22 protein-coding genes are annotated in these 24,382 nt (G+C 60.7%); 14 read left to right on the top strand and 8 right to left on the bottom strand.

The window, feature by feature from the left end:
* Positions 1–9 precede the first annotated feature (9 nt).
* Positions 10–888, bottom strand: a complete 879-nt coding sequence (gene prmA, locus BXA01_RS19125) for a 50S ribosomal protein L11 methyltransferase (RefSeq protein ID WP_076565532.1) — start codon at positions 886–888, stop codon at positions 10–12.
* Between the two features lie 194 nt (positions 889–1,082).
* On the opposite strand from prmA, the gene BXA01_RS19130 reads away from it, so the two are divergent.
* Together BXA01_RS19130 and BXA01_RS19135 are read left to right on the top strand one after the other, a co-directional pair.
* Complete coding sequence (locus BXA01_RS19130; RefSeq protein ID WP_157115973.1) at positions 1,083–1,433, top strand: hypothetical protein; 351 nt, start codon at positions 1,083–1,085, stop codon at positions 1,431–1,433.
* Positions 1,434–1,441: 8 nt separating this feature from the next.
* Complete coding sequence (locus tag BXA01_RS19135) at positions 1,442–5,035, top strand: type III effector 1 (RefSeq protein ID WP_157115974.1); 3,594 nt, start codon at positions 1,442–1,444, stop codon at positions 5,033–5,035.
* A gap of 65 nt (positions 5,036–5,100) precedes the next feature.
* Here BXA01_RS19135 and accC read toward each other — a convergent pair whose 3' ends face one another.
* The 5 genes from accC to gcbA all read right to left on the bottom strand — a co-directional run bounded on the left by accC (position 5,101) and on the right by gcbA (position 11,320).
* Complete coding sequence (accC, locus tag BXA01_RS19140; protein WP_024011424.1) at positions 5,101–6,456, bottom strand: acetyl-CoA carboxylase biotin carboxylase subunit; 1,356 nt, start codon at positions 6,454–6,456, stop codon at positions 5,101–5,103.
* Positions 6,457–6,473: 17 nt separating this feature from the next.
* Complete coding sequence (accB, locus tag BXA01_RS19145; protein ID WP_016771862.1) at positions 6,474–6,932, bottom strand: acetyl-CoA carboxylase biotin carboxyl carrier protein; 459 nt, start codon at positions 6,930–6,932, stop codon at positions 6,474–6,476.
* 24 nt (positions 6,933–6,956) lie between these two features.
* The gene (gene aroQ / locus BXA01_RS19150; RefSeq protein WP_016771861.1) at positions 6,957–7,412 is read right to left on the bottom strand and encodes a type II 3-dehydroquinate dehydratase; all 456 of its coding nucleotides are present in this window, start codon (positions 7,410–7,412) and stop codon (positions 6,957–6,959) included.
* Positions 7,413–7,651: 239 nt separating this feature from the next.
* On the bottom strand, positions 7,652–9,598 hold the full coding sequence (locus BXA01_RS19155) for a methyl-accepting chemotaxis protein (protein ID WP_076565538.1): 1,947 nt from the start codon (positions 9,596–9,598) through the stop codon (positions 7,652–7,654).
* Between the two features lie 51 nt (positions 9,599–9,649).
* On the bottom strand, positions 9,650–11,320 hold the full coding sequence (gcbA, locus tag BXA01_RS19160; protein ID WP_016771860.1) for a diguanylate cyclase GcbA: 1,671 nt from the start codon (positions 11,318–11,320) through the stop codon (positions 9,650–9,652).
* Between the two features lie 324 nt (positions 11,321–11,644).
* On the opposite strand from gcbA, the gene BXA01_RS19165 reads away from it, so the two are divergent.
* From BXA01_RS19165 to BXA01_RS19210, 10 genes are all read left to right on the top strand, one after another.
* Positions 11,645–12,793 (top strand): DUF2515 family protein, encoded by a 1,149-nt coding sequence (locus BXA01_RS19165; protein WP_076565541.1) that lies wholly within the window; start codon positions 11,645–11,647, stop codon positions 12,791–12,793.
* Positions 12,790–13,446 (top strand): hypothetical protein, encoded by a 657-nt coding sequence (locus tag BXA01_RS19170; RefSeq protein WP_076565544.1) that lies wholly within the window; start codon positions 12,790–12,792, stop codon positions 13,444–13,446. The genes BXA01_RS19165 and BXA01_RS19170 overlap by 4 nt, the downstream gene beginning before the upstream one ends.
* A 25-nt stretch (positions 13,447–13,471) precedes the next feature.
* On the top strand, positions 13,472–13,978 hold the full coding sequence (locus BXA01_RS19175; RefSeq protein WP_076565547.1) for an Hcp family type VI secretion system effector: 507 nt from the start codon (positions 13,472–13,474) through the stop codon (positions 13,976–13,978).
* On the top strand, positions 13,975–14,451 hold the full coding sequence (locus BXA01_RS19180; protein ID WP_076565550.1) for a hypothetical protein: 477 nt from the start codon (positions 13,975–13,977) through the stop codon (positions 14,449–14,451). The genes BXA01_RS19175 and BXA01_RS19180 overlap by 4 nt, the downstream gene beginning before the upstream one ends.
* A gap of 138 nt (positions 14,452–14,589) precedes the next feature.
* A complete protein-coding gene (locus BXA01_RS19185; protein ID WP_041480664.1) occupies positions 14,590–15,657 on the top strand; it encodes a DUF2333 family protein in 1,068 nt (355 codons plus the stop codon).
* Positions 15,658–15,660: 3 nt separating this feature from the next.
* Entirely contained in the window at positions 15,661–16,218 is a 558-nt protein-coding gene (locus tag BXA01_RS19190) for an NUDIX hydrolase (RefSeq protein ID WP_076565553.1), read from the top strand.
* Positions 16,219–16,404: 186 nt separating this feature from the next.
* Positions 16,405–16,776 (top strand): translation initiation factor Sui1, encoded by a 372-nt coding sequence (locus tag BXA01_RS19195; RefSeq protein WP_007914613.1) that lies wholly within the window; start codon positions 16,405–16,407, stop codon positions 16,774–16,776.
* Positions 16,777–16,996: 220 nt separating this feature from the next.
* Positions 16,997–18,910, top strand: coding sequence for an arginine decarboxylase (gene speA, locus BXA01_RS19200; protein ID WP_016771856.1), 1,914 nt, complete (start codon positions 16,997–16,999; stop codon positions 18,908–18,910).
* A 233-nt stretch (positions 18,911–19,143) separates the two neighbouring features.
* Positions 19,144–20,490, top strand: coding sequence for a type VI secretion system Vgr family protein (locus tag BXA01_RS19205; protein WP_076565556.1), 1,347 nt, complete (start codon positions 19,144–19,146; stop codon positions 20,488–20,490).
* The gene (locus tag BXA01_RS19210) at positions 20,487–21,278 is read left to right on the top strand and encodes a DUF4123 domain-containing protein (RefSeq protein ID WP_076565558.1); all 792 of its coding nucleotides are present in this window, start codon (positions 20,487–20,489) and stop codon (positions 21,276–21,278) included. The genes BXA01_RS19205 and BXA01_RS19210 overlap by 4 nt, the downstream gene beginning before the upstream one ends.
* Before the next feature lie 9 nt (positions 21,279–21,287).
* Here the strand turns inward: BXA01_RS19210 and BXA01_RS19215 are convergent, their stop codons facing one another.
* Together BXA01_RS19215 and BXA01_RS19220 are read right to left on the bottom strand one after the other, a co-directional pair.
* A complete protein-coding gene (locus tag BXA01_RS19215; protein WP_076565560.1) occupies positions 21,288–22,637 on the bottom strand; it encodes an MATE family efflux transporter in 1,350 nt (449 codons plus the stop codon).
* Between the two features lie 146 nt (positions 22,638–22,783).
* Positions 22,784–23,077 (bottom strand): hypothetical protein, encoded by a 294-nt coding sequence (locus BXA01_RS19220; protein ID WP_039757018.1) that lies wholly within the window; start codon positions 23,075–23,077, stop codon positions 22,784–22,786.
* A gap of 245 nt (positions 23,078–23,322) precedes the next feature.
* Here BXA01_RS19220 and BXA01_RS19225 point away from each other — a divergent pair, with 245 nt between their 5' ends.
* The gene (locus tag BXA01_RS19225; RefSeq protein ID WP_016771852.1) at positions 23,323–23,625 is read left to right on the top strand and encodes a MazG-like family protein; all 303 of its coding nucleotides are present in this window, start codon (positions 23,323–23,325) and stop codon (positions 23,623–23,625) included.
* Entirely contained in the window at positions 23,625–24,374 is a 750-nt protein-coding gene (locus BXA01_RS19230; RefSeq protein WP_024011431.1) for a methyltransferase, read from the top strand. The genes BXA01_RS19225 and BXA01_RS19230 overlap by 1 nt, the downstream gene beginning before the upstream one ends.
* Positions 24,375–24,382 lie beyond the last annotated feature (8 nt).

Genomic DNA, 24,382 nt, shown 5'->3' on the forward strand with positions numbered 1-24,382 from the left:
GCGGTCATTTTAGCGCCGACGCCCGGTGATGCGCACCCAGCCATCGCGATTGGCGATCGGGTCGAGCTCGAAGTCCTGCGCATAAGCTGCCGCTACTTCTTCGCCCTGCTCGGCGAGGATGCCCGACAGCGCCAGACGCCCGCCGCTCTTGACCAGGCTGGACAGTTGCGGCGCCAGCGACACCAGCGGGCCGGCGAGAATGTTGGCCACCAGCACGTCGGCCTGAACCTGCGGCAGATCCTCGGGCAGGTACAGCGGGAACAGATCATCGGCAATCTTGTTGCGCCCAGCGTTGTCGCGCGAGGCTTCCAGTGCCTGCACGTCGATGTCGGTGCCCACGGCTTCCTTGGCGCCGAGCAGCAGGGCGGCAATCGCCAGAATCCCCGAGCCACAGCCGAAGTCGAGCACGTGGCAGTCTTTCAGATCCTGGCCGTCGAGCCATTCCAGGCACAGTGCGGTGGTCGGGTGGGTGCCGGTGCCGAACGCCAGGCCCGGGTCCAGCAGCAGGTTGACCGCGTCAGGCTCGGGCGCGGCGTGCCAGCTCGGCACGATCCACAGACGCTGGCCGAAACGCATCGGCTCGAAACCGTCCATCCAGCTGCGTTCCCAGTCCTGGTCTTCGATGACTTCGCTGTGATGTTCGGGCAACGGGCTGCCGGTCAGCAGCTCCAGGTGGGCGAGGACCGGTTCCGGTTGCGTGCCGCCTTCAAACAAGGCCAGCAAGTGAGTGTGCGACCACAGTGGCGTGGTGTTGAGTTCCGGTTCGAAGATCGGCTGGTCTTCGGCGTCCATGAAAGTCACCGACACGGCGCCGACTTCGAGGAATGCGTCCTCGTATGTTTCGGCTTGTTCCGGAGTGATGGCGAGACGGACTTGCAGCCAAGGCATGGCGGGCACCTTTGAAAATCTGTGGGGCAGCCCGAAGCTGCAAAAGCGCGCAGTTTACGCCAGGTCGCCGGCAAAGTGGACACACCGCTTGGCTGTTACACATTCGAGGCCGCGATATACATATGTATGGCCTGAGCACTTTTGTCGGCAAATAGAGTGAGCGCTCATCTCTACGCAACAAAAGGCTGGACGACATGGCGGATCAACAAGGGACTGTAGAAGAAAAACCACCGATAGCCACTGCGTCTACGGGGTCGGTGCAGGAGATCCTCCTGCGCATCACGCGCTGGCAGGTGATGATCGACAAGCGCTTGAACAGCCAGATGACGTTGCTCGAGGCGCTGGAGCACTTCGCATTGACTGAACTGCGCAGGCATTACCCGGATGGCCATTTCGCCCCGGGCTTTGTGGTTGCCCTGCTTGACGCCATTTTGCAAAAGCTGATCGACGGCCGGCCAGTCATGTTCCTGGCGCTCCAGGACGCGCCATTTCGCTGGCCGGGGGCGCTGACCCCGGTTTACCGTCCAGCCGTCATGAGCATGTGATCCGGACGGTGGATAGCGTTTCGCTGCACTTCCTCGACCAGTACAAAAAATACCTGCGAGAACATTGGGCGACAAAAGGGCAGGAAGCGCTGTTTGATCGCCTGATCAAGCGCAAGGTGCGGCGCTATATCAAGGACATCGAGTTGCTGTTGCGCCGTGACCAACTGGCGGGCCTGACACTGGATCAATTGCGCAGCAAAATCGACCGGGTTCAGGCCCGCAGCACGCGGCGGTACCGATTGACCGCCCTGGCAACGGGTGCAGAAAAAAAGATTCTCGAGGCGCATTCCTTTGCGCAACTGCCGTCATGGATGAAGGCGCTGAAGGAGCCGGATCGCGCCTTGTTGCGTGATTATCAGGAGCAGACCTCACTGGCGCAGGCAGCGCTCGATGACCTGCTGCAGGGCCACGGCTCGTTGCGCGACTTTGCCCGCCGGCAGGCCATCGAATACATTCAGCTCAAGCTCGACATGGCGGTTGAACCAGACCGGATCGACGTGCGGCTCAGATGGCGCTCGGCGGTCGGTGAGCCGACCCACAATCGCAGCCTCAGTGATCTGCTGGCATGCGGGCCGATCGGGCAGGACTTCGCAGCGGTCCTGGAGATCAGCAGTCCTGCGCCATTGCGCAACCAGTCACTCAAGCCGGCATTCATTGCCGACATGCTGGCGGAACAGGATTATCCGGCGGATTACCTGCGCGTTCTCGCCGAACAGTACGAGCGTATAGAGGTGCAAAAGGCACTTGTCGACTGGTTTGCCGTACGGCTCAGGCAGAGCGCATTCATCGCGCGCTGCGCAGCTCATCTGTCGGACTCCGACCATGAGCGTCTCGAGCAGATGTGGTCTGGGCAAGCGGCAATGAAACCGTTGCAAGTGGCCGCTTTGACGCTGCCCAACGGCATGCAATGCGCCGATCTTCTGGTGTTCTACCAGGCAGAGACTGAGCAAACGGTGAATAACCTGGTGTTGTACGCGCCCAACAAGCCGGACGGTCAGGAGTGGGTCCGGTTGCCTTCGATCGCGGCGTTGACCGGCGAAGTATGGAGCTGGACGCAGAGCGAATCCGGTCGCGAGTACTTGTTGCAGCAGCTTTCGCCGACGGCACATCACCCTGCACGGGATTATCTGTTGGCCGCTGCGGCCAGTCCTGCTCTCTGGGGCATGCAGAGTGACCTTCGACGAACGCCCTTGCCGTTCGACGAGTGCGTCGAAGCCGCTGCAAAAATGGCCCTGGCAAACAACCTGCAGCGGGTCGAGCAGGACAATTCGCTGCGCTGGTACACGACGCTCGCGCTCGAGGCTCGCCGGCGCATCAGCAGTCTGAATCAGGAACTGATCGTTCATCAGCAGGTGTTCAACGAGCTGCTGGGCGGTTTCGAGGTTTTTGTCGATTTCGCCAGGCGCTCGGTTGCCGCAGCGATCACGCCCTATATGCGCAGCAAGAACGTGCTGGAACCGGTCGATCCCGCCACTGTGTTGATCGATTACAACCCTGGCGTCGCTGACCGCAGGAAGCAGCAGGTGGCCACGCTGCTCGACCTGGCCATTCACGGCTACGATGACAACTCCGGCATCGAACATCCGAAAAAAGGCGTGCGATCGTCGGTTGGCCAGGATCTGAGCCAGGTGCGCAGCGCCGATCTGGCGTTGTATCTGCGCCGGGCGTGGCTGGGTGAAAAATACGCCAGCGAGATCCGTGGCAAATATCTCGACCCGCGTGATGCTGCCTACGAACCGCGTCGCTTTGCCTACCGCAACGTGCTGCTGTCAAAGATGGACCGTGATTTACGCGTGGCCAGAAGTCAGGCGCGATTGAGCGACGCGGTGTATTCAGCGCTGGTCCGTCAGGTCTCTCTGTTGAGCGAGGTGCCAGCACCGGGTACGCATTTTCCGGGCGCCAGCATGGTTGAAAGTGACGGCGTGTTCAGGTTCACCGTGCGCCATCACGTCGTGCTCGGGGTGTATGTGCTGACCTCTTTCGACCCCGAGCCGTCCTGGTGGCTGTACACGCCTGATGCCCCCGACGGCATTGTGGTGCGTGCGTATCAGTCACTGTTCGGCGACATTGCGGGCGCGTTGCATGACTACTTGATGGCGCGTACGCCGGTTGCTGCGCGCAGCATCGTGTCGCGCACCCTGTATGCGATTGCGGCAAAAAAACAACGCGTCGATACGCTGCACGAAGCGCAGCGCTTGATTGACGCGCGCAGCGAGTTCAATGCGTACATCGAGCGCGCGGTCACGGATGTGCAGGACATCACCACCAGCCGCGCGCAAATGATCGAACGCCAAGTGGTCAAGGGGCTGATGTTTGCAGCTGCACCGTTCTGCATGGTGTTCCCTCCGTTTGCCTTGCTGCTCGATGTCGTGTTCATTGCCGTCAGCGCCGGTCAGGCGGTCGCGGCGCATCTGGAGGGCGACATCGATGGCGCTCTCGGCCACTGGCTGGAGGCGTCGTGGGGGGCGCTGTTTGCCATGGTCGGCGCCGGCAGTGCGATCAAGTGGCTGGGCGGTGCGGCCAGAAGTCTGAAGCACACCATGAGGCCGGTCTCGTTGTTGTCAGAGCGTCTGAATACCGTGGCTCCGCTACGCAGGGAAGCGCTGCCGGCGATCCGGGAATTACGCTTCCATGCCAGGCAGGCCGTCAGCAAGACGCCCGAACGTTTGCAAAGGGTGAGCGAAGAAGGCGTCTTTTTCGGCACCTGGCGCAGCCCGCCCAGCGCTGCACAGCCGCAACCGGCCTATTACATTCGCAACAAAGGCAAGTATTTCCTGGTCAGGGAAAATCCGCATTTCGGTGGGCTGAGCCTGGTCGATGCCCGTCGCCCGACCGCGATCTATCAGCAACCGATACGTCTTGCTCCGGGGGGCAAGTGGACACACGCCAGGGTCGGACTCACGGGTGGCAACGTGCGCAACCTTGGGCGCGTGAATAATTTGAATGATGCTTTTCCTGGAGGTGTCGAGCCGGTGCTGAACCGCGGCGCGCTGCAGGGCGAAGCCGTGGTGGCGCATTTCCGTCCGGGATCGCGAGATAACTACCTGTTTTCCCTGAATGCGCAAAGTTGCGTCATCGCCTCGCTGTATAACCCGACGACAAGAGTGGGGGCGGTCATTCATTTTGATCACAATATTCGCCCCTTGATCGAGCGAAGTGTCACGCAGGTGCTGGAGCGTCTGGGGGGAACACCGCAGAACATTCGCGCCACGCTGGTGGGTGGCGACTGGCTGTCGGCGGGCGCTGACATCGGCGGTCCGGTCAGGCGCGTGTTGCGCGAACAGGGCCTGCAGCCGACCTGGGATTACTGGTCATACTCGTCGTGCCTGGGCAACAGCTATGGCGTGGTGCTGAATCTGAACAATGGAGTCTCGCGAGTGTTCAAGCATTCCTCTGGTCAGATTGGCAGGCTGTACAACCCGCTTATCGCCAGATCGAGCTATGCCACGGACGGGCTCTCGATACGTGCCCGAAACTTTACGAGGCGGTTCACCCGCAAACCGTTACATGAAAACGCAGCAGGAGCGGTGGTCGATGAGGCTGGCCTGCGGGCATCTGCCACAATGGTCGAGCAGCAGGCGTTCTCCACAGTGATGGTCTGATGGGTTTGTTGCAGGCATAAAAAAACCCGATCCGCAGGGATCGGGTTTTTCATACCGCTTCAGCCTTACGACTGTTTGGCCAGCTTGTGCTCGAGGTAGTGAATGTTCACACCGCCCTTGCAGAAGCCTTCGTCACGAACCAGATCACGGTGCAGCGGGATGTTGGTCTTGATCCCGTCGACCACGATTTCGTCCAGGGCATTGCGCATGCGTGCCATGGCTTCGTCGCGGGTTGCGCCGTAAGTGATCAGCTTGCCGATCAGCGAGTCGTAGTTCGGTGGCACGGCATAACCGCTGTACAGGTGCGAATCGACGCGAACGCCGTTGCCGCCTGGGGCGTGGAAATGCTTGACCGTGCCCGGGCTCGGCATGAAGGTCTTCGGATCTTCAGCGTTGATCCGGCACTCCAGCGAGTGACCACGGATGACCACGTCATCCTGAGTGAACGACAGCTTGTTGCCAGCGGCGATGCTGAGCATCTCCTTGACGATGTCGATACCGGTGACCATCTCCGAAACCGGATGCTCCACCTGAACACGGGTGTTCATTTCGATGAAGTAGAAACGACCGTTCTCGTAGAGGAACTCGAAAGTACCGGCGCCACGGTAGCCGATGTCGATGCACGCCTTGACGCAGCGAGCCAATACTTCCTGGCGCGCTTTCTCGTCGATGCCCGGTGCCGGTGCTTCTTCGAGAACCTTCTGGTGACGACGCTGCAGCGAGCAGTCGCGGTCGCCCAAGTGGATGGCGTGGCCCTGGCCGTCGGACAGGACCTGCACTTCGACGTGGCGCGGGTTGGTGAGGAATTTTTCCAGATAGACCATCGGGTTGCCGAACGCCGCGCCTGCTTCGGAGCGGGTCAGTTTCGCCGAGGCGATCAGGTCTTCTTCCTTGTGCACCACGCGCATGCCGCGACCACCACCGCCACCGGCGGCCTTGATGATCACCGGGTAGCCGACTTCACGACCGATGCGCAGTGCCGTTTCTTCGTCTTCCGGCAGCGGGCCGTCAGAGCCAGGAACGGTCGGTACGCCGGCTTCGATCATCGCGTGCTTGGCCGATACCTTGTCGCCCATCAGGCGGATGGTGTCGGCTTTCGGGCCGATGAAGGCGAAGCCGGAGTTCTCGACCTGCTCGGCAAAATCGGCGTTTTCCGCGAGGAAACCGTAGCCTGGGTGAATGGCGGTAGCGCCGGTCACTTCAGCGGCAGCGATGATGGCCGGAATGTGCAGGTAAGACTGAGCGGCGGACGCCGGGCCGATGCAGACGGATTCGTCTGCCAGACCCAGGTGCATCAGCTCTTTGTCGGCCTTGGAGTAAACGGCGACGGTCTTGATGCCCATCTCTTTGCAGGCACGCAGAATCCGCAGGGCGATCTCACCGCGGTTAGCGATCAGAACTTTTTCCAACTTCGCAGTCATCAAAGGCTCTCCGCAGTTCAAACGATGGTGAACAGCGGTTGGTCGTACTCAACCGGCTGGCCGTCTTCGACGAGGATGGATTCGATCACACCGCTGGTTTCAGCTTCGATGTGGTTCATCATCTTCATGGCTTCGACGATGCACAGGGTGTCGCCTTTCTTCACGGTCTGGCCGACTTCAACGAAGGCTGGCGAGGTTGGCGAAGATTTGCGGTAGAAGGTGCCGACCATCGGCGAACGGGCAACGGTGCCGTTCAGCGCGGGTGCAGCAGCGGCAGCCGGAGCAGCGGCAGCGACTGGCGCGGCAGCAGGGGCAGCGGCCGGAGCCTGCATCGGGGCTGGCGCGTAGTACTGCTGCGCCGGGGTCTTGCTGTGACGGCTGATGCGTACGGACTCTTCGCCTTCCTTGATCTCGAGCTCGTCGATGCCGGACTCTTCCAGCAATTCGATCAGTTTCTTAACTTTACGGATATCCATGAATCATCAACTCCCAAGGGTCGGTCAGGGGCGTATAGCTTGGTGTTCAAGCTGCTCTAGTGCGGCCTCCAGGGCCAGTCGGTAACCGCTGGCGCCAAGGCCGCAGATCACTCCTACCGCTACATCGGAGAAGTAGGAGTGATGGCGGAAAGGTTCGCGCTTGTGCACGTTGGACAAATGCACTTCGATGAATGGGATGCTCACTCCCAGCAGCGCGTCACGTAATGCGACACTTGTGTGCGTAAAAGCCGCCGGATTGATCAGAATGAAGTCCACGCCTTCACCGCGTGCAGCGTGGATGCGATCGATCAATTCGTACTCGGCGTTGCTTTGCAGGTGCAGCAGATGATGGCCGGCTTCACGGGCGCGCCGCTCCAGATCCTGATTGATCTGCGCCAGGGTCGTCGACCCGTAGGTCCCCGGTTCCCGGGTGCCGAGCAGGTTCAGGTTGGGGCCATGCAGCACCAGTAGCGTTGCCATCTGCGTTGTCCTTGTTATCAATGAGCAGTCGTCAGAACCCGGCGACTATGCCGCAAAGCCTTTGTGACTGTCCAGTTCCATGCAATAGGCGGCACGATGGGCGATGTTTGCGCGAAATTTGTGACCGAGGATCAGGATCCGGTCACTTGTAATGACAGGGCCGCCGCCTTCGCGAGCAGGCTCGCTCCCACAGGGGTATGCATTCCAATGTGGGAGAGCCTGCTCGCGAAGGCGGTGTGTCAGACGCGAAAGGCTTGAACGGCTGTATGCAGTTGGCCGCCGAGAACCAACAAATTCTCGCCCTGTTCGCGCCCTTGGCCGATGCGCAGCAGGTTATCCCCACCCAATTGATGAATGCGCTCGCTGTGATCACGGATCTCGCTGACCGCGCCACTTTGCTGCGCGGTGACATCGGCGATGCGCACAGCGGTGTCGGCGATGGTCTGTATCGCGCCAACGATTTTGTCCAATGCACCGTCCGCCGCTTGCGCCTGACTGGCCGTGGCTTCGGCGTGTTCGACCTGCGCGCGCATGCCTTCGACCGATTGCCGCGCGGCGGTCTGCAGGCCGGCGATCAGTGTCTGGATTTCCGCCGTGGCCCCGGCGGTGCGTTGTGCCAGCGAGCGCACTTCCTCGGCGACCACGGCAAAACCACGGCCCATCTCCCCGGCGCGGGCGGCCTCGATCGCGGCGTTCAGGGCAAGCAGATTGGTCTGATCCGCAATCGAACGAATCACTGTCAGCACGCCGCCGATGGTTGCTGATTCTTCTGCCAGATGTTCGATCATCTGCGCATTGCCTTGAACCTCACCGACCAGCGCATGCAGTCCGGTCAGGCTCTGGCCGATTACAGCCTGCCCATGCTCGACGGCCAGTCCGGCGTGGCGGCTGGCGTCCGCAGCCTGGCGGGCATCGCCGGCCACCTGCTGAATGGTCGCCTCGAGTTCCCCCAGCGAATCGCGAATCAGCGCGGTATCGCCGGCCTGATGCTCGGCGCCGCTGTGCAGGTCATTGCTCAGTTCCGCAAGGGTGCGGCTGCTGCCCGCGACTTGTTCGGCGTTGCCGCGAATGGTGCCGACCAGATCCACCAGATAGGCGCGCAAGCGGTTGAGCGAGGCTTCGATGTCGTGCAGTTCACGGTTTGTCTTGCCCAGTTGGATGTCGCGACTGAAATCGCCTTCGGCCCAGGTCGACAGCGCTGGGGCGAGGTTGGTCAGGGTGCGGGCCAGGCGCCGCTGCAAGGTATCGATGAGCAGGGCGATCAGCAGAATCAGGCCGATCATCACGCCTTGCATCAGGCGCACTTCGCCCTGGATCTGCCCATGTTGCGCGCGTACCACCGGTTCGAGGCCGGCGATGGCGTGTTGCACGCTGGCGATTTTTTCGTGGGTCGCGGCGCTGAGCTCGGCGCGTTTCTGGATCTGCTCGCGGGTGCGCGCCAGTTCCGCCGGATAGCGGCCGAGCAAGCTGTTGAGTTCGCGTTTGAGGCCGACACCGGCATCTTCGGCGGCGGCTTTATCAGTGGTTTCGATGCCCATCAGCGCGGCGAAATCGTCACTGCTCGATTCGTTGCTGGTGACCACCCCCAGCAAGGGCAGGGCATCGATGGCCTCGGCTTGGGCGCGCATGTTGCTCACTTCACGCTCGACATCGGCGGCCAGCTCACTGCGCCCGCTGCTGACCAGTTTGTCCCGCGCCAGCGACAGTCTGCCCAGATGCTGCGATGCGGCGAGCAGTGGTGCGAGGTAGGCGGCGTTGCCATTGGCGTAGGTATTGAGCTGGTCGAGGCTGGCGCTGAGTTCGCGTTCGGCCTGCAACAGCAGCGCCTGCGGATCGCCAGCCAGTTTGCCGGCGGCGAGCAGGTCGGTTTTGCTAAATTCATCGAGGCTCGACAGGCTTGGCCGTACGGTGTCGGCCAGCGTCGGGGGCAGCTCACCCAGTTGCTTGTGCACGCTGTCGATGGCCTGGGCGGCGCTGCTCAAACGCAGCGCGTCACCGCTGGCGAGATAATCCTCAACGTTGCGCGCCACCTCGTTCTGAAATTGTTGCGACAGCCCGAGGTAACGCTCCATCAACAGATAGGGGCGTTCGAGGGCTTTTTGCGACCACCACAGCGTGGCGCCAAGGGCCACGCAGACGGCGACCAGCAGCAGAGTGTTGAGATTGGTGAGCAACTTCAGGCGCATGACGGCTACCAACGGCAGGAATGGTAAGCGCCTGAATTTATTGCGGTTCTATTACAGGGTTATGACCGAATCAGTGGATTCCGATGAAAAAGTGGCACTTTGCTTTGACTGGCGCGCGGTCTGCACCCGATTGCGTCCGGCACCTTTGGCACGGTACAGCGCTTCGTCGGCCTGGCTGGCCATCATCAGGCTGTCGGAGTCATCGCACATTTCCACCACGCCGGCGCTGAAGGTGCACCACAGATCCTGCGGCTGCGCCGGATAATGAATCTCGGCGAAGCGCTGACGAATTTCGTCGAGGACTTTATGCGCCGCGTCGATATCGGTGTCGGGCATGACAATGGCGAACTCTTCGCCGCCGTAACGGCCGATGAAGTCGGTCTTGCGCAAACGCTGTTTGAGAAACAGCGCCAGGCTCTTGATCACCCGGTCACCCATCGGGTGGCCATGGCTGTCGTTGACCCGTTTGAAGTGATCGATGTCGAGCATGGCAAAGCTCAGCGGCTTGTTCTCGCGGCGGGCGCGGAACGAGCAGTCTTCGAGCAATTGCAGGATGTGCGTGTGGTTGTACAGGCCGGTAAGACTGTCGCGGACCATCCGCGCTTTCAGATTGCGCGCCCGCGCCGCCCGGTTGCGCACAGTGGTGATCAGGTGCCGCGGTTTGATCGGCTTGGTCAAGAAGTCATCGCCGCCCTCGCTCATGGCGTCGAGCTGCTTGTCCAGATCATCCTCGGCCGACAGGTAAATGATCGGCACGCTGACATAGCGGTCATTGTGACGGATGACTTTGGCCAGCTCGGTGCCGGTGCAGGCCGGCATGTACATGTCGAGGATGATCAGGTCCGGCTGGAAATCCGCCAGCTCGGCCATTGCCTGAATCGGTTCGATCAGGGTGCGGGTGACAATCCCGGCGCTGTTGAGCAGGCGCTCGGTGTGCAAGGCCTGGGCGCGCGAGTCGTCGATGATCAGCACCTTATAAGGCTCGTACTGAGCGACGCAGGTCAGCACTTCGATTTTTTCCAGCAGGCTCGAGGCTTCGAGCGTGCCGGTGAGAAATTCCTGGCCACCGGCGCGCACGGCGGCGAGGCGGGTCGGGGTGTCGGTTTCGTGCAGGCTGAAGAACAGCAGCGGCAGGGGTTCTTCGAGGCCGACCTGAGCTTCGGCGGCGAGTTTCAGGCCGATGCCGGGGCCACTGAAATCCACGTCCATGACAATCGCCGCGGGCAAGCGCTCAACCATCGACGAGCGAAACGCCGCGACACTGTCCAGTGCCTGCGCGCTGAGGCCAAAGAATTCGAGCTGCTTGGCCAGGCGTTCGGCGCGGTCGTGATCCTGCAGCATCACGTAGATCGGCTTGCGCAGCGGCGGCAGGAAGGTCTGATCGAGTTGATCACCATGGCGCAGGCCAGTGCGTGACAGACGCTGCATCAAACGATTGAGATCGGTGATCAGGCCGCTGCTGAGGCGCCCACGGTTGGCATCCACCGCTTGCAACGACTGGCTGATGTGGTGCGCCAACTGAGTGTGTTCCGGCTGTTCGAAACGCTCGGCAAAACGCAGCAGACGCAGATTCGCCTCGCTCAGTTCGGCAAGATCGACGGTGGACCACTCGCTACGTTGCAGGCGCTGCCATATCTCAAGAATCTGACGTGCCTGATGAATTACCCGCTGGGCAAAGTGGTGCTTGAGACGCTCACGGCTGGGGTCTTCTGGCTCGGTCATATCCTGACTACTAGTTAGGGTGCATGCTGAGATCGACTGGTGGCTCTATGCTAGCACCTCTTTTCCCTTAGACGAGTGTCGTACGTCAATAATCTGCTGGACGACACGATTCAGTTTCTGACCGGATGGTTTTGTTTTTGTATCCGATTTTGGCCAAGTGCCCGCATGCTGGGGTTTTGCGAGCAATCCTGCCAGCGCTGTCGACATTTCACCGACCTTGATGGGCGGCGTCTGACAGCGCTTTCTGATTTTTCTTCTACGCGCTTTCACCGGCCCGGTTGGCTGGTACGGTTCAGGGATTCCCCTAGTTGCCGTCCATCCGCCATGAGCCAATGTTTTACCGAACTCGCCAGTGATGCCCAGCGCCTCAACCACAACATCACGCCCATCGACGACTGCGCCTGCGGCGAAGAGTTGTTGTATGGCGAGCGGGTGCAAGTGACGAAGGTGCCAGTGCTGACCTGCACTGGTCTATGGCGTATCTATCAGCGCGAAGCCGAAAATATCGTTGCGCCAGACGGCGTTCTGATTGCCGATCCTGTGGAGCGTAATCAGGTAATTAATGCGGCCTATGCCCGATTGTGGTTGCAGGATTCTCGTTTTCAATGGGCAGGTTTAGCGGCGTTTGCCTCAAAACAAGTCGGTTGTGGATTGCTGCATGCTTCAAACACTGTCGATCTCATAGGGCAGCAGCGGGACGCCAGAGCTCAATTACGTGGTATTCGCCGAGAGGCCGGATTGCTGACGCCGGGTCGGCTTGAAGAACAAGCGAAAGCGTTGAAGGATTACAAGGCCGCGAATGCGCGTAATCCGGTTTCCGCACTGGATCTGCACCTGGGCGGCGAGTTGACGCTCGTGCAGCAGCAATTTCGCCACGTGCACGAAATGATGGCTTTGGGGAACACCACCCTGTTTTTGGATATTTTTCCACTTCATGTGTTTTACGCCAATCGGGGACTGAAAGAATTTAGTACCTGTCTGAAGGCGCGAGAGGGGATTTACGGACATCCCATGTTTCCGGTGCTATGGCCCGTTGGGCAAAAGCAACTGAAGTTTGGACAGTACTTCGAAATATTACTGCAGGCATTTCAAGCCATTGAAGAAGGGGATATCGCGCGTAGCGTGAAGCATCTTGCGGAACATGAGCAGCGTCACATACTTCAACCGATTATTTATGAAGACACGCGCCTCATCGCTTTGCTTAGAAGCAATCACGCCTCCTTCGTCACAGGTTTTCCCTCCGGAGTAGCTCAGGCCATCGAACTCACTTTGGCCAATCAGTGCCGTTCGCTCGACGACGGACGCACGATCGGCTTTGACGACAATCCATTCGCCAATCTCGCTGACATCGAACAGCGCATGGAATTTGTGCTTCGGGCTGCGCGGCGTTTCGATGATTTGCTAAGTGGCATCCATCGCTCCGCTCTTGAAGAGTCAATAAGAGATATAGCGGCTGGAACTGTGGCGCGATGAAGCTGCGTCGATGGGTTGATGGCTGGCGATTTGTACTGCTTGCGATCATAGCGGTCGCGTTACTGCGCTGGTCAATTGAAATCATGCAGGACGATTTCGAGATCGCTCTAACGATCAACGAGCCTTGGGAGCAGATGCGTCAACGCTCATTTGCCGCCGTCGGGCCGGTGCCATCCAGTGCTGTTTGGATCAGCAAGTCCAGATCGGGAGTGCGTTTGCGCTTCATCGATCCAGAATTCGGTTTTGTAACTCCTTTAGCTCGCGAATTCAGGATCAATGCCAAGTCAATACAGTGGGTAGGGCGTGTTCGTCTTTCACCGCAAATGAAGCCGCTTTCACTTGATGAGGCACTCATCGTCGTCTCGGATTTGCATGCCCAACTGCGCAAAAAATGCTGGGTGGAGGCAAAAGTGATGAATGACCCTCCAATAGCGGACACGTTGCAATGGCGCACATGGTTTCACTCCCGTACGGAACATGCGACGTCGTTTTGGCTGGCAGCTGACAAGTATCAGTTGGCGATTGATTTAGAGCCATGGGGGATGAGGACTCACAAAACAGATCCGCTTTATCGAATTGTATTGACAGTTGATGAGCCCTATTTGCCGTTTGCCAATGCAGCATCTGCGAATGGTTGCGTTCGCAAAGACTAAAACTTCATAACTAAGGAGCCATTCCATGCCCATCCCAGCCTTCATGACCATCCACGGCAGCCGCCAAGGCCTGATCACCGCCGGCGCTTTCACCGAGGCGTCGGTCGGTAACGGCTACCAGAGCGGTCGCGAAGACAAGATCATGGTGCAGGCCCTCAGCCATGGCATGTACATACCCAAGGATCAGGGCGCCGGGCGACGGATGCACAGGCCCTTGATCATCACCAAAACCCTCGACAAGGCTTCGCCCTTGCTGAATATGGCGCTATCCAGCGGCGAGTTGCTGAGCGAATGCCGCGTGGAGTTCTATCGCACTTCGGCCAGCGGCGTGCAGGAGCACTTCTACACGGTGGAACTGGAGGATGCGTTGGTCGTCGGCAGCGAACTATTGATGCCGCACTGTCTCGACACGGCCACGTCGCATCTCACCCAACTGGAGAAAGTCCACTTCAGCTACCGGCGCATCTACTGGCGCCACGAAATCAGCCGGACGATGGGTTCGGACGAGTGGCAAGGCGAGGGACTTCGATGAGGCTGGTCCGTGAACTGAGCCTGACCGACCACGAGCGCCAGCATGTCTGTTGCGTGGAAGAGGCGCTGGAGCACGTCAGCAGTCTGTTGAGCATGCGCCAACCGCTCGAAGGTCTGGATCAACTGCGGGCCGGTTTGATGATCAATCTGGACAGCGAAGTCCTGGCGCAGATCAAACAGGGTAAATGGTGCCTGATCAAAGCCGAAGCCGACTATGGCTACTGGCAGGGCGCCGAAGCGGTGTTCGAACAGGCCGTACTCGATCTGATGAACAACCCGCCCGAGCAGCCCACGCGCACCGCGCGAATCTTTCGTCTGGTCGATAGTGTGACCGGTGAGCCTTTGCCTGCGCAGGCCTACATCGCCACTATCGATGGAATACCCAGTCAGCGCCGAACTGATGCCCAAGGCATTGCACATCTGTTTACCGACGACCAAGTGCGGCAGCTTTCGCTGCGCATCTTCAACGTCTGAAATCTGCGTCTATCCTTTCGTTCGCGACGTCCTTCGCTTGTTTTGCGCCAGTGCCGCGATAGCGGGTGCTAGGCCTTGGCACGTTGTTGTATGGTTGTGGTCGAACCGTTGAACCCAAGTGATTGAAAGGATATCGCCATGCTGGACTGGAAAAACCGCGCGGGCAGCGCGCCTGAACGTGCCGCCGAGCCCAAGTCGGCCACCCGCAGCTATGTCGGCGGGCTGCTGTTCAGCCGGGCGCTGGCCACAGTGATCGGTCTGTATTTGCTGGTCACCATCGCGCTGGGCTGGTACTGGAGCCAGGAACCGGAACTGTTTCCGGTGGCGCAGAACGCCCAGGTCGCTGCCGAGAAAGAAGGCAAGCAAATGGTGGTCGGCTACACCACGGTCGAAACCCTGAAGACCGTTGCCGGCACCTTGCTCAACAAGCCGGGCGGTTACATTTCCAATGACCGTTTCCCGCCGGGCCTGTGGATGGACAACACGCCGAGCTGGGAATATGGCGTGCTGGTGCAGGTGCGTGACCTGACCCGCGCCCTGCGCAAGGATTTTGCCCGTTCGCAGTCACAGTCCGCCGAAGACGCCGATCTGGCCAAGGCCGAACCACGCTTCAACTTCGATAACAAGAGCTGGGTGCTGCCGTCCAGCGAGTCGGAATACCAGGAAGGCATCAACTCCCTGAGCCGTTATCAGTCGCGCTTGTCGGATCCGAATCAGAAAAACGCGCTGTTCTACGCCCGCGCCGACAACCTCAACAACTGGCTGGGCGATGTCGGCACCCGTCTCGGTTCGTTGTCGCAACGCCTGTCGGCCAGTGTCGGCCGGGTCAAGCTCAATACTGCGCTGAAGACCGAAGTTCCGGCGGTCGGCGAAGTGCCGCAGGTTGACGAAGAAGTCGTGGAAACCCCGTGGATGCAAATCGACAACGTGTTCTACGAAGCACGCGGTCAGGCCTGGGCGCTGTCGCATCTGCTGCGCGCCATCGAAGTCGACTTCGCCGATGTGCTGGCGAAGAAGAACGCCACCGTCAGCGTGCGCCAGATCATCCGTGAGCTGGAGGCTTCGCAAGAGCCGGTGTGGAGCCCGATGATTCTCAACGGCAGCGGTTTCGGCGTGTTGGCCAACCACTCGCTGGTCATGGCCAACTATATTTCCCGGGCCAACGCTGCGGTGATCGATTTGCGTCAACTGCTCAATCAGGGCTGATACGTGAGCCAGAGCACAAGAGAGGCGGCCCATCGCGCCGCCTCGGACGCCGAACAGATCGCCTGGGTCGACGAGCAGGACAACCTGCTCGGCGCTCTGGTGCGCTCCGATTTGCGTGAGCGCGGGCTGATTGGCCGTGGCACTTACATCATGCTGTTCAACTCCGCCGGTGAGCTGTGCGTGCACCGGCGCACGTTGAGCAAGGCGATTTATCCCGGTTACTGGGATGTTGCCGCAGGCGGCATGGTCCAGGCCGACGAAAGTTATGCCGAGTCGGCGGCGCGCGAGCTGGAAGAAGAGTTGGGCGTCAGCGGCGTCGAACTCACCGCTCACGATCACTTCTACTTCGAAGACACCGGCAACCGTCTGTGGTGTTCGGCGTTTTCCGCCGTGTGGGACGGGCCGCTGAAACTGCAGCCGGAAGAAGTCCTCGAAGCGCGATTCATCCCCGTCGAACAGGTCATGCGCGAAATCAGCGAAAAGCCTTATTGCCCGGACTCTCTGGCCGCGTTAAGGCGCTATCTCAAGGCGCAGCAAAGCAACGTCGCAAAGAACACATGAATTGGCGCCGATTGGCACTTAGCAATCGCGATTTTTGCCGTTACACTGCGCGACCTTTTCAAGCTGCACCGAGCGCTTCCCAAAAAGCATCGATGCAGTAGCGCTGCCCCTGCCTGAGTGGGGCTTCGCGGTCGCTGACCTTGCCCAAGGTTGCGATCAGTCTTTGTCCTCCCGAGAGGATTGCCGGTGGCCAAGAAAGCCGCATCCTTCGCCGCCCTGGGCGGCCTGGTATTTTCCACCGACGCAGGTCGTCATTGCCCGGAATGCAGCAAGCCGGTGGACGCCTGTATCTGCAAACAAACCGTGATTCCGGCCGGTGACGGCATTGCCCGCGTGCGTCGCGAAAGCAAAGGGCGTGGCGGCAAGACGGTGACCACCATCACCGGCGTGCCTCTTGCCGAAGACGCGCTCAAGGAGCTGGCGACGACGTTGAAGAAACGTTGTGGCACCGGCGGGGCGTTGAAGGACGGCATCATCGAAATCCAGGGCGATCACGTCGAGCTACTCTTGGCAGAGCTGATCAAACACGGTTTCAAAGCGAAGAAATCCGGCGGCTAGCAGCCTCTGTGAAACCCTCCGGCGGCTTGATCCGGCTTCGAGTGTTCTCGGATCCGGCGTCGTCGCCATGGTTTTCACAGAGCCTGTTCATGACCGGTTTCTAAACTCCACGCAGTCAGTGCGGTCTACCGCCGCACTGACGAACCGTCATTTTCATTCTTTAGACTGCGCCGGCCTGCACTTCAGGCGACGCACTCTGACTTCTTTATAGGGGACTTCGATGTCCGTACGACGCACACGTAAAGACGATGGCAGCCAATGGACAGTTGCGGACAGCCGCAGCGTTTACGGGATTCGCCATTGGGGGGCCGGGTATTTCGCGATCAATGAAGCCGGTCGCGTCGAAGTACGTCCGAACGGCCCGAGCAGCTCGCCTATCGATCTGTTCGAACAAGTCGACCAACTGCGCAAGAGCGGTTTGTCCTTGCCGCTGCTGGTGCGGTTCCCCGACATCCTGCAAGACCGTGTCCGTCAGTTGACCGGTGCTTTCGATTCGAACATCGAGCGCCTGGAATACCAGAGCAAATACACTGCGCTGTACCCGATCAAGGTCAACCAGCAGGAAGCGGTGATCGAGAACATCATCGCCACCCAGAACGTTTCCATCGGTCTGGAAGCCGGCTCCAAGCCTGAGCTGCTGGCGGTGCTGGCGCTGGCGCCGAAAGGCGGCACCATCGTCTGCAACGGTTACAAGGACCGCGAGTTCATCCGTCTGGCGCTGATGGGCCAGAAGCTCGGCCACAACGTGTTCATCGTCATCGAGAAAGAATCCGAAGTCGGCCTGGTGATCGAAGAAGCCGCCTCGCTCAAGGTCAAGCCGCAGGTGGGGCTGCGCGTGCGCCTGTCGTCACTGGCCTCGTCGAAATGGGCGGACACCGGTGGCGAGAAGTCCAAATTCGGCCTGTCGGCGGCGCAACTGCTGTCGGTGGTCGAGCGCTTCCGTGGCGCCGGCCTGGATCAGGGCATCCGCCTGCTGCACTTCCACATGGGGTCGCAGATCGCCAACCTCGCTGACTATCAGCACGGCTTCAAGGAAGCGATCCGTTACTACGGCGAATTGCGCAACCTCGGTCTGCCGGTGGATCACATCGACGTCGGCGGTGGCCTCGGTGTCGACTACGACGGCACCCACTCGCGCAACGCCAGTTCGATCAACTACGACATGGACGATTACGCCGGTGTCGTGGTCGGCATGCTCAAGGAATTCTGCGACGCGCAGAGCCTGCCGCATCCGCACATCTTCTCCGAGAGTGGTCGTTCGCTGACGGCGCACCACGCGATGCTGGTGGTGCAGGTCACCGACGTCGAGAAACACAACGACGAAATCCCGCTGATCGAGAACAAGGAAAGCCTGCCGGAAACCGTGCAGTGGCTGGTCGATCTGCTCGGCCCGACCGACATCGAAATGGTCACCGAAACCTACTGGCGCGCCACCCACTACATGAGCGACGTGGCCGCGCAGTACGCCGACGGCAAGCTGACCCTGGCGGAAAAAGCCCTGGCCGAGCAGTGCTACTTCGCCGTGTGCCGTCGCTTGCACAACTCGCTGAAAGCGCGTCAGCGTTCGCACCGCCAGGTGCTCGACGAACTCAACGACAAGCTGGCCGACAAGTACATCTGCAACTTCTCGGTGTTCCAGAGCCTGCCGGACACCTGGGCGATCGATCAGGTGTTGCCGATCATCCCGCTGCATCGCCTCGACGAAGAGCCGCTGCGCCGCGCGGTGCTGCAGGATCTGACCTGCGACTCCGATGGCAAGATCAACCAGTACGTCGACGAGCAGAGCATCGAAACCAGCCTGCCGGTGCACGCGTTGAATGAAGGCGAAGATTACCTGCTGGGCGTGTTCCTGGTCGGTGCCTATCAGGAAATCCTCGGCGACATGCACAACCTGTTCGGTGACACCGATTCGGTGAACATCTACCAGAACGCCGATGGCAGCGTGTACCACGCTGGTATCGAGACCCACGACACCATCGAAGACATGCTGCGTTACGTGCACTTGTCGCCGGAAGAACTGATGACGCACTACCGCGACAAGTGCGCCAGTGCCCGCATCAGTGCCAGCGAGCGCACGCAGTTCCTCGATGCCTTGCGTCTGGGCCTGACCCGCTCCTCCTATCTGTCTTCCTGAGACCCGATAGCGTTCCGCCCGGGTTGTCCGATTTTTTTCCGCGAGCTGTGGAAAATTCGGACAACCCGGTGGGACATCTCCTGATTTTTTCCCGAAAACCTGTGCGATCACGGTCAGCAAACTCATCTGGTCTGCTTTTCGCGTAGGTCATTTCCTAAGTTGTACTTCGCCTCTCTACTCGGCCATGCCTCTCGGCGAGAATCCCCGGCCGCCCCTCCTGTAGAGATCCGCCCATGTTCGATCCAGTCAACGAGCCGTCGTTTCGTCTCGATGTAGCGGGCCTGTCCGACCCCTTCGAAGTTCTCGCCTTTACCGGAAGGGAAGCGCTCAGCGAACCCTTTGCCTTCGAGATCGATGTGGTGATCGACGATCCGCATCTGGATCTTGCCAGCCTGCTGCATCGTTCTGCGTTCCTGTGCTTCGGCGCGCCCGGCCAGGGTGTGCACGGCCAGTTGCACAGCCTTGTCCAGCACGAGCACGGCCATGGCTTGCGTTTGTGTCGAGTGCGTCTCGGGCCGAGGCTCGACTGCCTCGACCTGCGTTTGAGCCAGCGCATTTTCAGCGGCCGCTGCGTGCCGCAGATCATCGAACAGGTTCTGCGCGAGCATGGCATCGTCGGCTTGCAACGACGTTTCGACCTGCACAGCGACTACCCGACCCGCACCTTCTGCACGCAATATCGCGAATCCGATCTGCAACTGCTCCAGCGCCTGTGCGCAGAGGCGCGCATTCACTTTTACTTCGAGCATCACCGCGACAGGCATTGCCTGGTGTTCGGCGACGATCCAACGCGGATGCCCCATGCAGACGTCGCGCACTATCAGGGCGAGCATGACCAGCGTGGCGTCGCTCCAGCCGTCCGCCAATGGCAACTGCACGAAGACTCGCAGGCCAGCCAGCGAGGCCCCAATGCCGAAGGCCACAGCGATCTGCCCGCCTTGCGCAGCGGTCAGTGGTTGCCCCTGGACGACCATCCTTTCATCGAATGCAACCGCCCATGGTTGCTGACCCGCATCGAGCACCGGGCCGATCAGTCTCTCGAACCGCCCTATTGCAATCGCCTGTTCGCGGCCGCGCGGGTACCCGTCTTTGTGCCCGCCGCTGCGCAGTCCAAGCAGCGCATGCACAGCCTGCAGCGAGCCTGGGTGATCAGCGTCGATGAGCCGCAGCCGGATCGCGCGCGGCCGGTGGCGGTGCAATTCGACTGGCTCTATCAGGGCGAAGGGGCTTCGCCGAGTCATTGCTGGCTGCCCCTCGCGCCTGACTTGAACGAGATGCCCTCGGCGGAACTTGCTGATGGTGTGGAAGTGGTGGTGAGTTTTCTTGAGGGCGACCCCGATCAGCCGGTGGTCAGTGGCGTGCTCCAGCCCTCGGTGTTGCCAGAGGCTGCGGTCGAGGAGGATGAACCGGTATCGCTCCCCGAGCTGCTGGTGAGCGATGGGTTGCAGCAACTGTTGCACTCTGGCGAGCCGTTGCTGTTGCTGTGCCTGATGCCGGGCGGTGGCAGCTTCAACCACTGCGCCGAGTCCGTGTGCAGTTGCCGGCTGCTCACCGCGCTCGATCAGAGCAGCGCACGATGAGCGGCGCGGCGCTTGAGCCCATGGCGCAATGGCTGTTGCTCGACACCCCGGACGCGGCACGCGCCCTGCTGACCTTGCGCCAGGGCTTTGCCGATGTGCAGCGTCACCGATTGTTTGACGGCACCGAATTTCAACCGGTCAGTGAGCACGGCCCGGTCCTCGTCGACTTGCGCGAGAGTCCGGCATTGACTGCCTTGTGTCTGCGCGATCCGGACACCTGGCGCGGCCTGTTGTTGAGCTGCGAGATACCGGTGCAGCAGCTGCTCAGCCATTTGCAGCGCATGCTTACCGTCTCGTTCGGTTTGAATCATCGGGCCTTGCTCAGCTATTACAACCGTCAGACCGCCAGCTACTTCTTCGACGCCTGCGACGCCACCCAACTGAGTCGCTGGCTCGGGCCGATCCGCCAGTTGCGCTGGTTTGGCGGCACCTGGGCCGACCGCGCCATTGGCAGTCAGGGCTGGCAACAGCTGCGCAATCCCGGCCTGCTCGTCGAGCCGCTGGGCATTGAAGAAAGCCTGACCCGGCGCCAGCGCGAACGCTTGCAAACCTGTCTGCTGGAGCAGCACATCTGGCGCTGGTGCCAGTCTCTGAGCGTTGATTACCAGACGATCGCTGTGCATGTGCAACAAGGTCTGGCGCTGGGTTTCAGCGATCGTGCTGTGCTCGATGGCTGGCTGTGGCTGCGCCTGCTCAATCCGCGCGCCGTGCTGGTCGTGCCGCCGGCCGGACTGACGCAGCCGGAACGGCTCGACTTTCTGCGTCGGCAGTGGGGCGCGGCGGACTGACTTTTCTGATCAGTGAGCCTTGCCGCTGAACCAGCCATCGCTGCGTTTCAGCCACAGGGCTTGCGCGCCAAGGGTCACGCTGCGTAAGACCATGAACAGCAGAAAAGATATCCACAGGCCGTGATTGCCCAATGTCTGCAAAAACCAGGCGAACGGCAGCAACAGCAGCACCGTCAGCAGCATGCCGTTGCGCATTTCCCGCGCACGGGTGGCGCCGATGAACAGGCCGTCGAGCAGGTAACTCCACACCGCAATCAGCGGCAGCACGGCGAGGTAGGGCAGGTAGACGAATGCGGTGTCGCGCACGCTCTGAATGTCGGTCTGCATCTCGATGAACAGGTGCCCGGCCAGCAGAAACAGCACAGCGAATCCGAGGCTGGCGATCAGCGACCAGCCGCCGGCCACCACCAGCGATCGACGCAATGCCAGGCGATCCCGCGCGCCAATGGCATGGCCGCACAAGGCTTCGACCGCGTGGGCCAGGCCATCCAGTGCATGGGCCGTCAGCAGCAGGCCGTTGAGCAGCAGCGCGTTGGCCGCTACGGTCGCATCGCCGAGCCGTGCGCCCTGCACGGTAATGAGGAAGAACACCGATTGCAGGGCGAGGCTGCGGATGAAAATGTCCCGGTTGACTGCCAGCAGCGGACGCCAACTCTGCCAGACTTTCAGTGCCGACCAGATGATCTGCCCCGGATAGGCGCGCAATGCCGTGCGCGTCAGCCACAGGCCGAGCAGGGCGCCGCTCCATTCAGCGATTACCGAAGCGCGCGCCGAGCCGACCACGCCCCAGTCCAGGCCAATGACAAACCACAGATTGAGGACGATGTTGATCAGGTTGGTGCTCAGCAGAATCGCCAGCGGCGCCCGCGCGTTCTGCGTGCCGAGGAACCAGCCGACCAGCGCATACGTCGCCAGCGCGGCGGGCAGGCCAAACAAGCGCGTGTGGAAAAAATCCCGGGTCAGTTGCTCCAGCTCCGCCGACGGCTGCATGAAGTGCAGCGCGACGCCGCTGAGCGGCACGCCGAGGCCGCCGAGCACGACGGCCAAGCCCAGTGCCAGCAACAGACCCTGCAAGAGAATCTGCCGCAACGCCGCGCCATCGCTGCGCCCGGCAGCCTGCGCGGCAAAGCCGGTGGTGCCCATGCGCAGAAAACCCATCGCCCAGGCGAGAAACGTGTACAGACTGGCGCCGACTGCCACCGCGCCCAATTGATGGGCATGGGGCAAGTGACCGATGACAGTGCTGTCGACCAGCGCCACCAGCGGCACGGAAATATTGGAAAGAATCATCGGCGCGGCGAGCGCCCAGACCTTGCGGTGAGTCGGGCGGTCGCGCCAGTCGGTAATCAGAGAGGACATGCAGGCTCCTTGGGGGAGCGGGGATTGTAGCGAGTCATGCCATTCAATGTGGGAGCGAGCCTGCTCGCGAAGACTGACCAACCGTGAAGATTTCGGCTGTGCCGGCCATTCGCGAGCAGGCTCGCTCCCACAGGGTGGCGGTGGTGTTAATGGATGATCCAGCTCAACAACCACAACCCCAGCAACAACCAGATGATCCCGGCAATGATCGACGCGTTCATGAACGCCCGGATCGCCGACCACAGCAGCATCAAACCGACGATCAGCGCGATGATGCTGATAATCGAGGTGTCCATCCCCAGCGTCTGCGCCAGGCCGTCGACAAAGTTGCCGCCGGCATTGCTGAGCATATTGAACAGGCCGCTGAGGCCGTCGACGATAAAGCGGATGACCGAACCGAGTGCCTGGCCGAGCCATTCGAAAAAGCTTTCTACACGCATGTGTGCATCCCTGATGAAAGAGCTGAGCCTTGGGCCACGCCGAGGGTGGCCGAGTTCCCTGCATGATAGAAGGTTTGCCCGGATCATGTGTGGGAGCGAGCCTGCTCGCGAAGGGGGCGTGTCAGGCAAATCCGGTCTGGATGATCCATCGCCTTCGCGAGCAAGCTCGCTCCCACAATAGATCATCTGCGCTGCTTGCCTTCAGCCCGCATCCCCCCGAAGCTATGCGTCTTCAGGAGAGCCCGATGAACCTTGTTGAACTGACCGAACGCCTGCACGCCATTCGTGACCGCAATGACTGGCGGCAATTTCACAGCCCGAAAAACCTCGCCATGGCCGCCAGCGTGGAAATGGCCGAGCTGGTGGAAATCTTCCAGTGGCTGACGGAAGACCAGTCACGCCAGTTGCCGGCGGACAAGCTCGCCCATGCCGGGCAGGAAGTCGGCGATATCGTCCTGTATCTGTTGCTGCTGTGCAGCGAACTGGGTCTGGACATGAATGAAGTGGTGCGCGCCAAGCTCGCCGACAGCGAACGGCGGTTCAGCTGATGAGCGACCGTCATTTCGACCAGTTGGCCACGCGCTTCGCCGAAAAAATCTACGGCGGCGCCAAAGGCGCGATTCGCCTCGCGGTATTGCAGGCCGATCTGACCGAGGCTTTGCCGGATCGTCCGCTGCGCGTGCTGGATATCGGCGGGGGCCTTGGGCACATGTCGCTGTGGCTGGCCGAGCGCGGCCATGACGTCACCTTCACCGAACCGGCCGAACCGATGCTCGAAGGCGCGCGCCAGCGTTTTGCCGAAGCCGGACACACCGCGACATTCATACAGGCGCCGTGGCAGGAACTGCCCGGTCAGCTCACCGAACCCTACGATCTGGTGATCTGCCACGCCGTGCTGGAATGGCTCGCCGAACCCCATGCGATCCTGCCGGTGCTGCATCAACTGACCAAGCCCGGCGGCTGGCTGTCGCTGGCGTTCTACAACCGTGATGCGCTGATTTATCGCAATCTGCTCAAGGGCCATTTCAAGAAAATGCGCAAGAACGTCATGGCCGGCGAGAAGCAGAGCCTGACCCCGCAACAGCCCCTCGACCCAAGGGAATTGGCAACGCAACTCGCCGGTATGTGGCAGGTCGAAAGTCAGAGCGGCGTACGGGTATTTCACGATTACATGCCGGTGGAATTCCAGGCCCGCGCCGAACTGGCGGACTTGCTGGAAATGGAACTCGCGCACCGTCGTCACCCAGGCTTCGCCGGGCTTGGGCGTTACTTGCACTGGATCTGCCGGCCGATCTGAGCGGAGCG

The organism is Pseudomonas sp. B10, from assembly GCF_900156235.1.
GTDB lineage: Bacteria > Pseudomonadota > Gammaproteobacteria > Pseudomonadales > Pseudomonadaceae > Aquipseudomonas > Aquipseudomonas siliginis.

Coding starts and splice junctions, on each gene's coding strand:
- prmA (WP_076565532.1), bottom strand. CDS start 888: ATGCCTTGGCTGCAAGTCCGTCTCGCCATCACTCCGGAACAAGCCGAA.
- BXA01_RS19130 (WP_157115973.1), top strand. CDS start 1,083: ATGGCGGATCAACAAGGGACTGTAGAAGAAAAACCACCGATAGCCACT.
- accC (WP_024011424.1), bottom strand. CDS start 6,456: ATGACTGCGAAGTTGGAAAAAGTTCTGATCGCTAACCGCGGTGAGATC.
- accB (WP_016771862.1), bottom strand. CDS start 6,932: ATGGATATCCGTAAAGTTAAGAAACTGATCGAATTGCTGGAAGAGTCC.
- aroQ (WP_016771861.1), bottom strand. CDS start 7,412: ATGGCAACGCTACTGGTGCTGCATGGCCCCAACCTGAACCTGCTCGGC.
- BXA01_RS19155 (WP_076565538.1), bottom strand. CDS start 9,598: ATGCGCCTGAAGTTGCTCACCAATCTCAACACTCTGCTGCTGGTCGCC.
- gcbA (WP_016771860.1), bottom strand. CDS start 11,320: ATGACCGAGCCAGAAGACCCCAGCCGTGAGCGTCTCAAGCACCACTTT.
- BXA01_RS19165 (WP_076565541.1), top strand. CDS start 11,645: ATGAGCCAATGTTTTACCGAACTCGCCAGTGATGCCCAGCGCCTCAAC.
- BXA01_RS19170 (WP_076565544.1), top strand. CDS start 12,790: ATGAAGCTGCGTCGATGGGTTGATGGCTGGCGATTTGTACTGCTTGCG.
- BXA01_RS19175 (WP_076565547.1), top strand. CDS start 13,472: ATGCCCATCCCAGCCTTCATGACCATCCACGGCAGCCGCCAAGGCCTG.
- BXA01_RS19180 (WP_076565550.1), top strand. CDS start 13,975: ATGAGGCTGGTCCGTGAACTGAGCCTGACCGACCACGAGCGCCAGCAT.
- BXA01_RS19185 (WP_041480664.1), top strand. CDS start 14,590: ATGCTGGACTGGAAAAACCGCGCGGGCAGCGCGCCTGAACGTGCCGCC.
- speA (WP_016771856.1), top strand. CDS start 16,997: ATGTCCGTACGACGCACACGTAAAGACGATGGCAGCCAATGGACAGTT.
- BXA01_RS19205 (WP_076565556.1), top strand. CDS start 19,144: ATGTTCGATCCAGTCAACGAGCCGTCGTTTCGTCTCGATGTAGCGGGC.
- BXA01_RS19210 (WP_076565558.1), top strand. CDS start 20,487: ATGAGCGGCGCGGCGCTTGAGCCCATGGCGCAATGGCTGTTGCTCGAC.
- BXA01_RS19215 (WP_076565560.1), bottom strand. CDS start 22,637: ATGTCCTCTCTGATTACCGACTGGCGCGACCGCCCGACTCACCGCAAG.
- BXA01_RS19220 (WP_039757018.1), bottom strand. CDS start 23,077: ATGCGTGTAGAAAGCTTTTTCGAATGGCTCGGCCAGGCACTCGGTTCG.
- BXA01_RS19225 (WP_016771852.1), top strand. CDS start 23,323: ATGAACCTTGTTGAACTGACCGAACGCCTGCACGCCATTCGTGACCGC.
- BXA01_RS19230 (WP_024011431.1), top strand. CDS start 23,625: ATGAGCGACCGTCATTTCGACCAGTTGGCCACGCGCTTCGCCGAAAAA.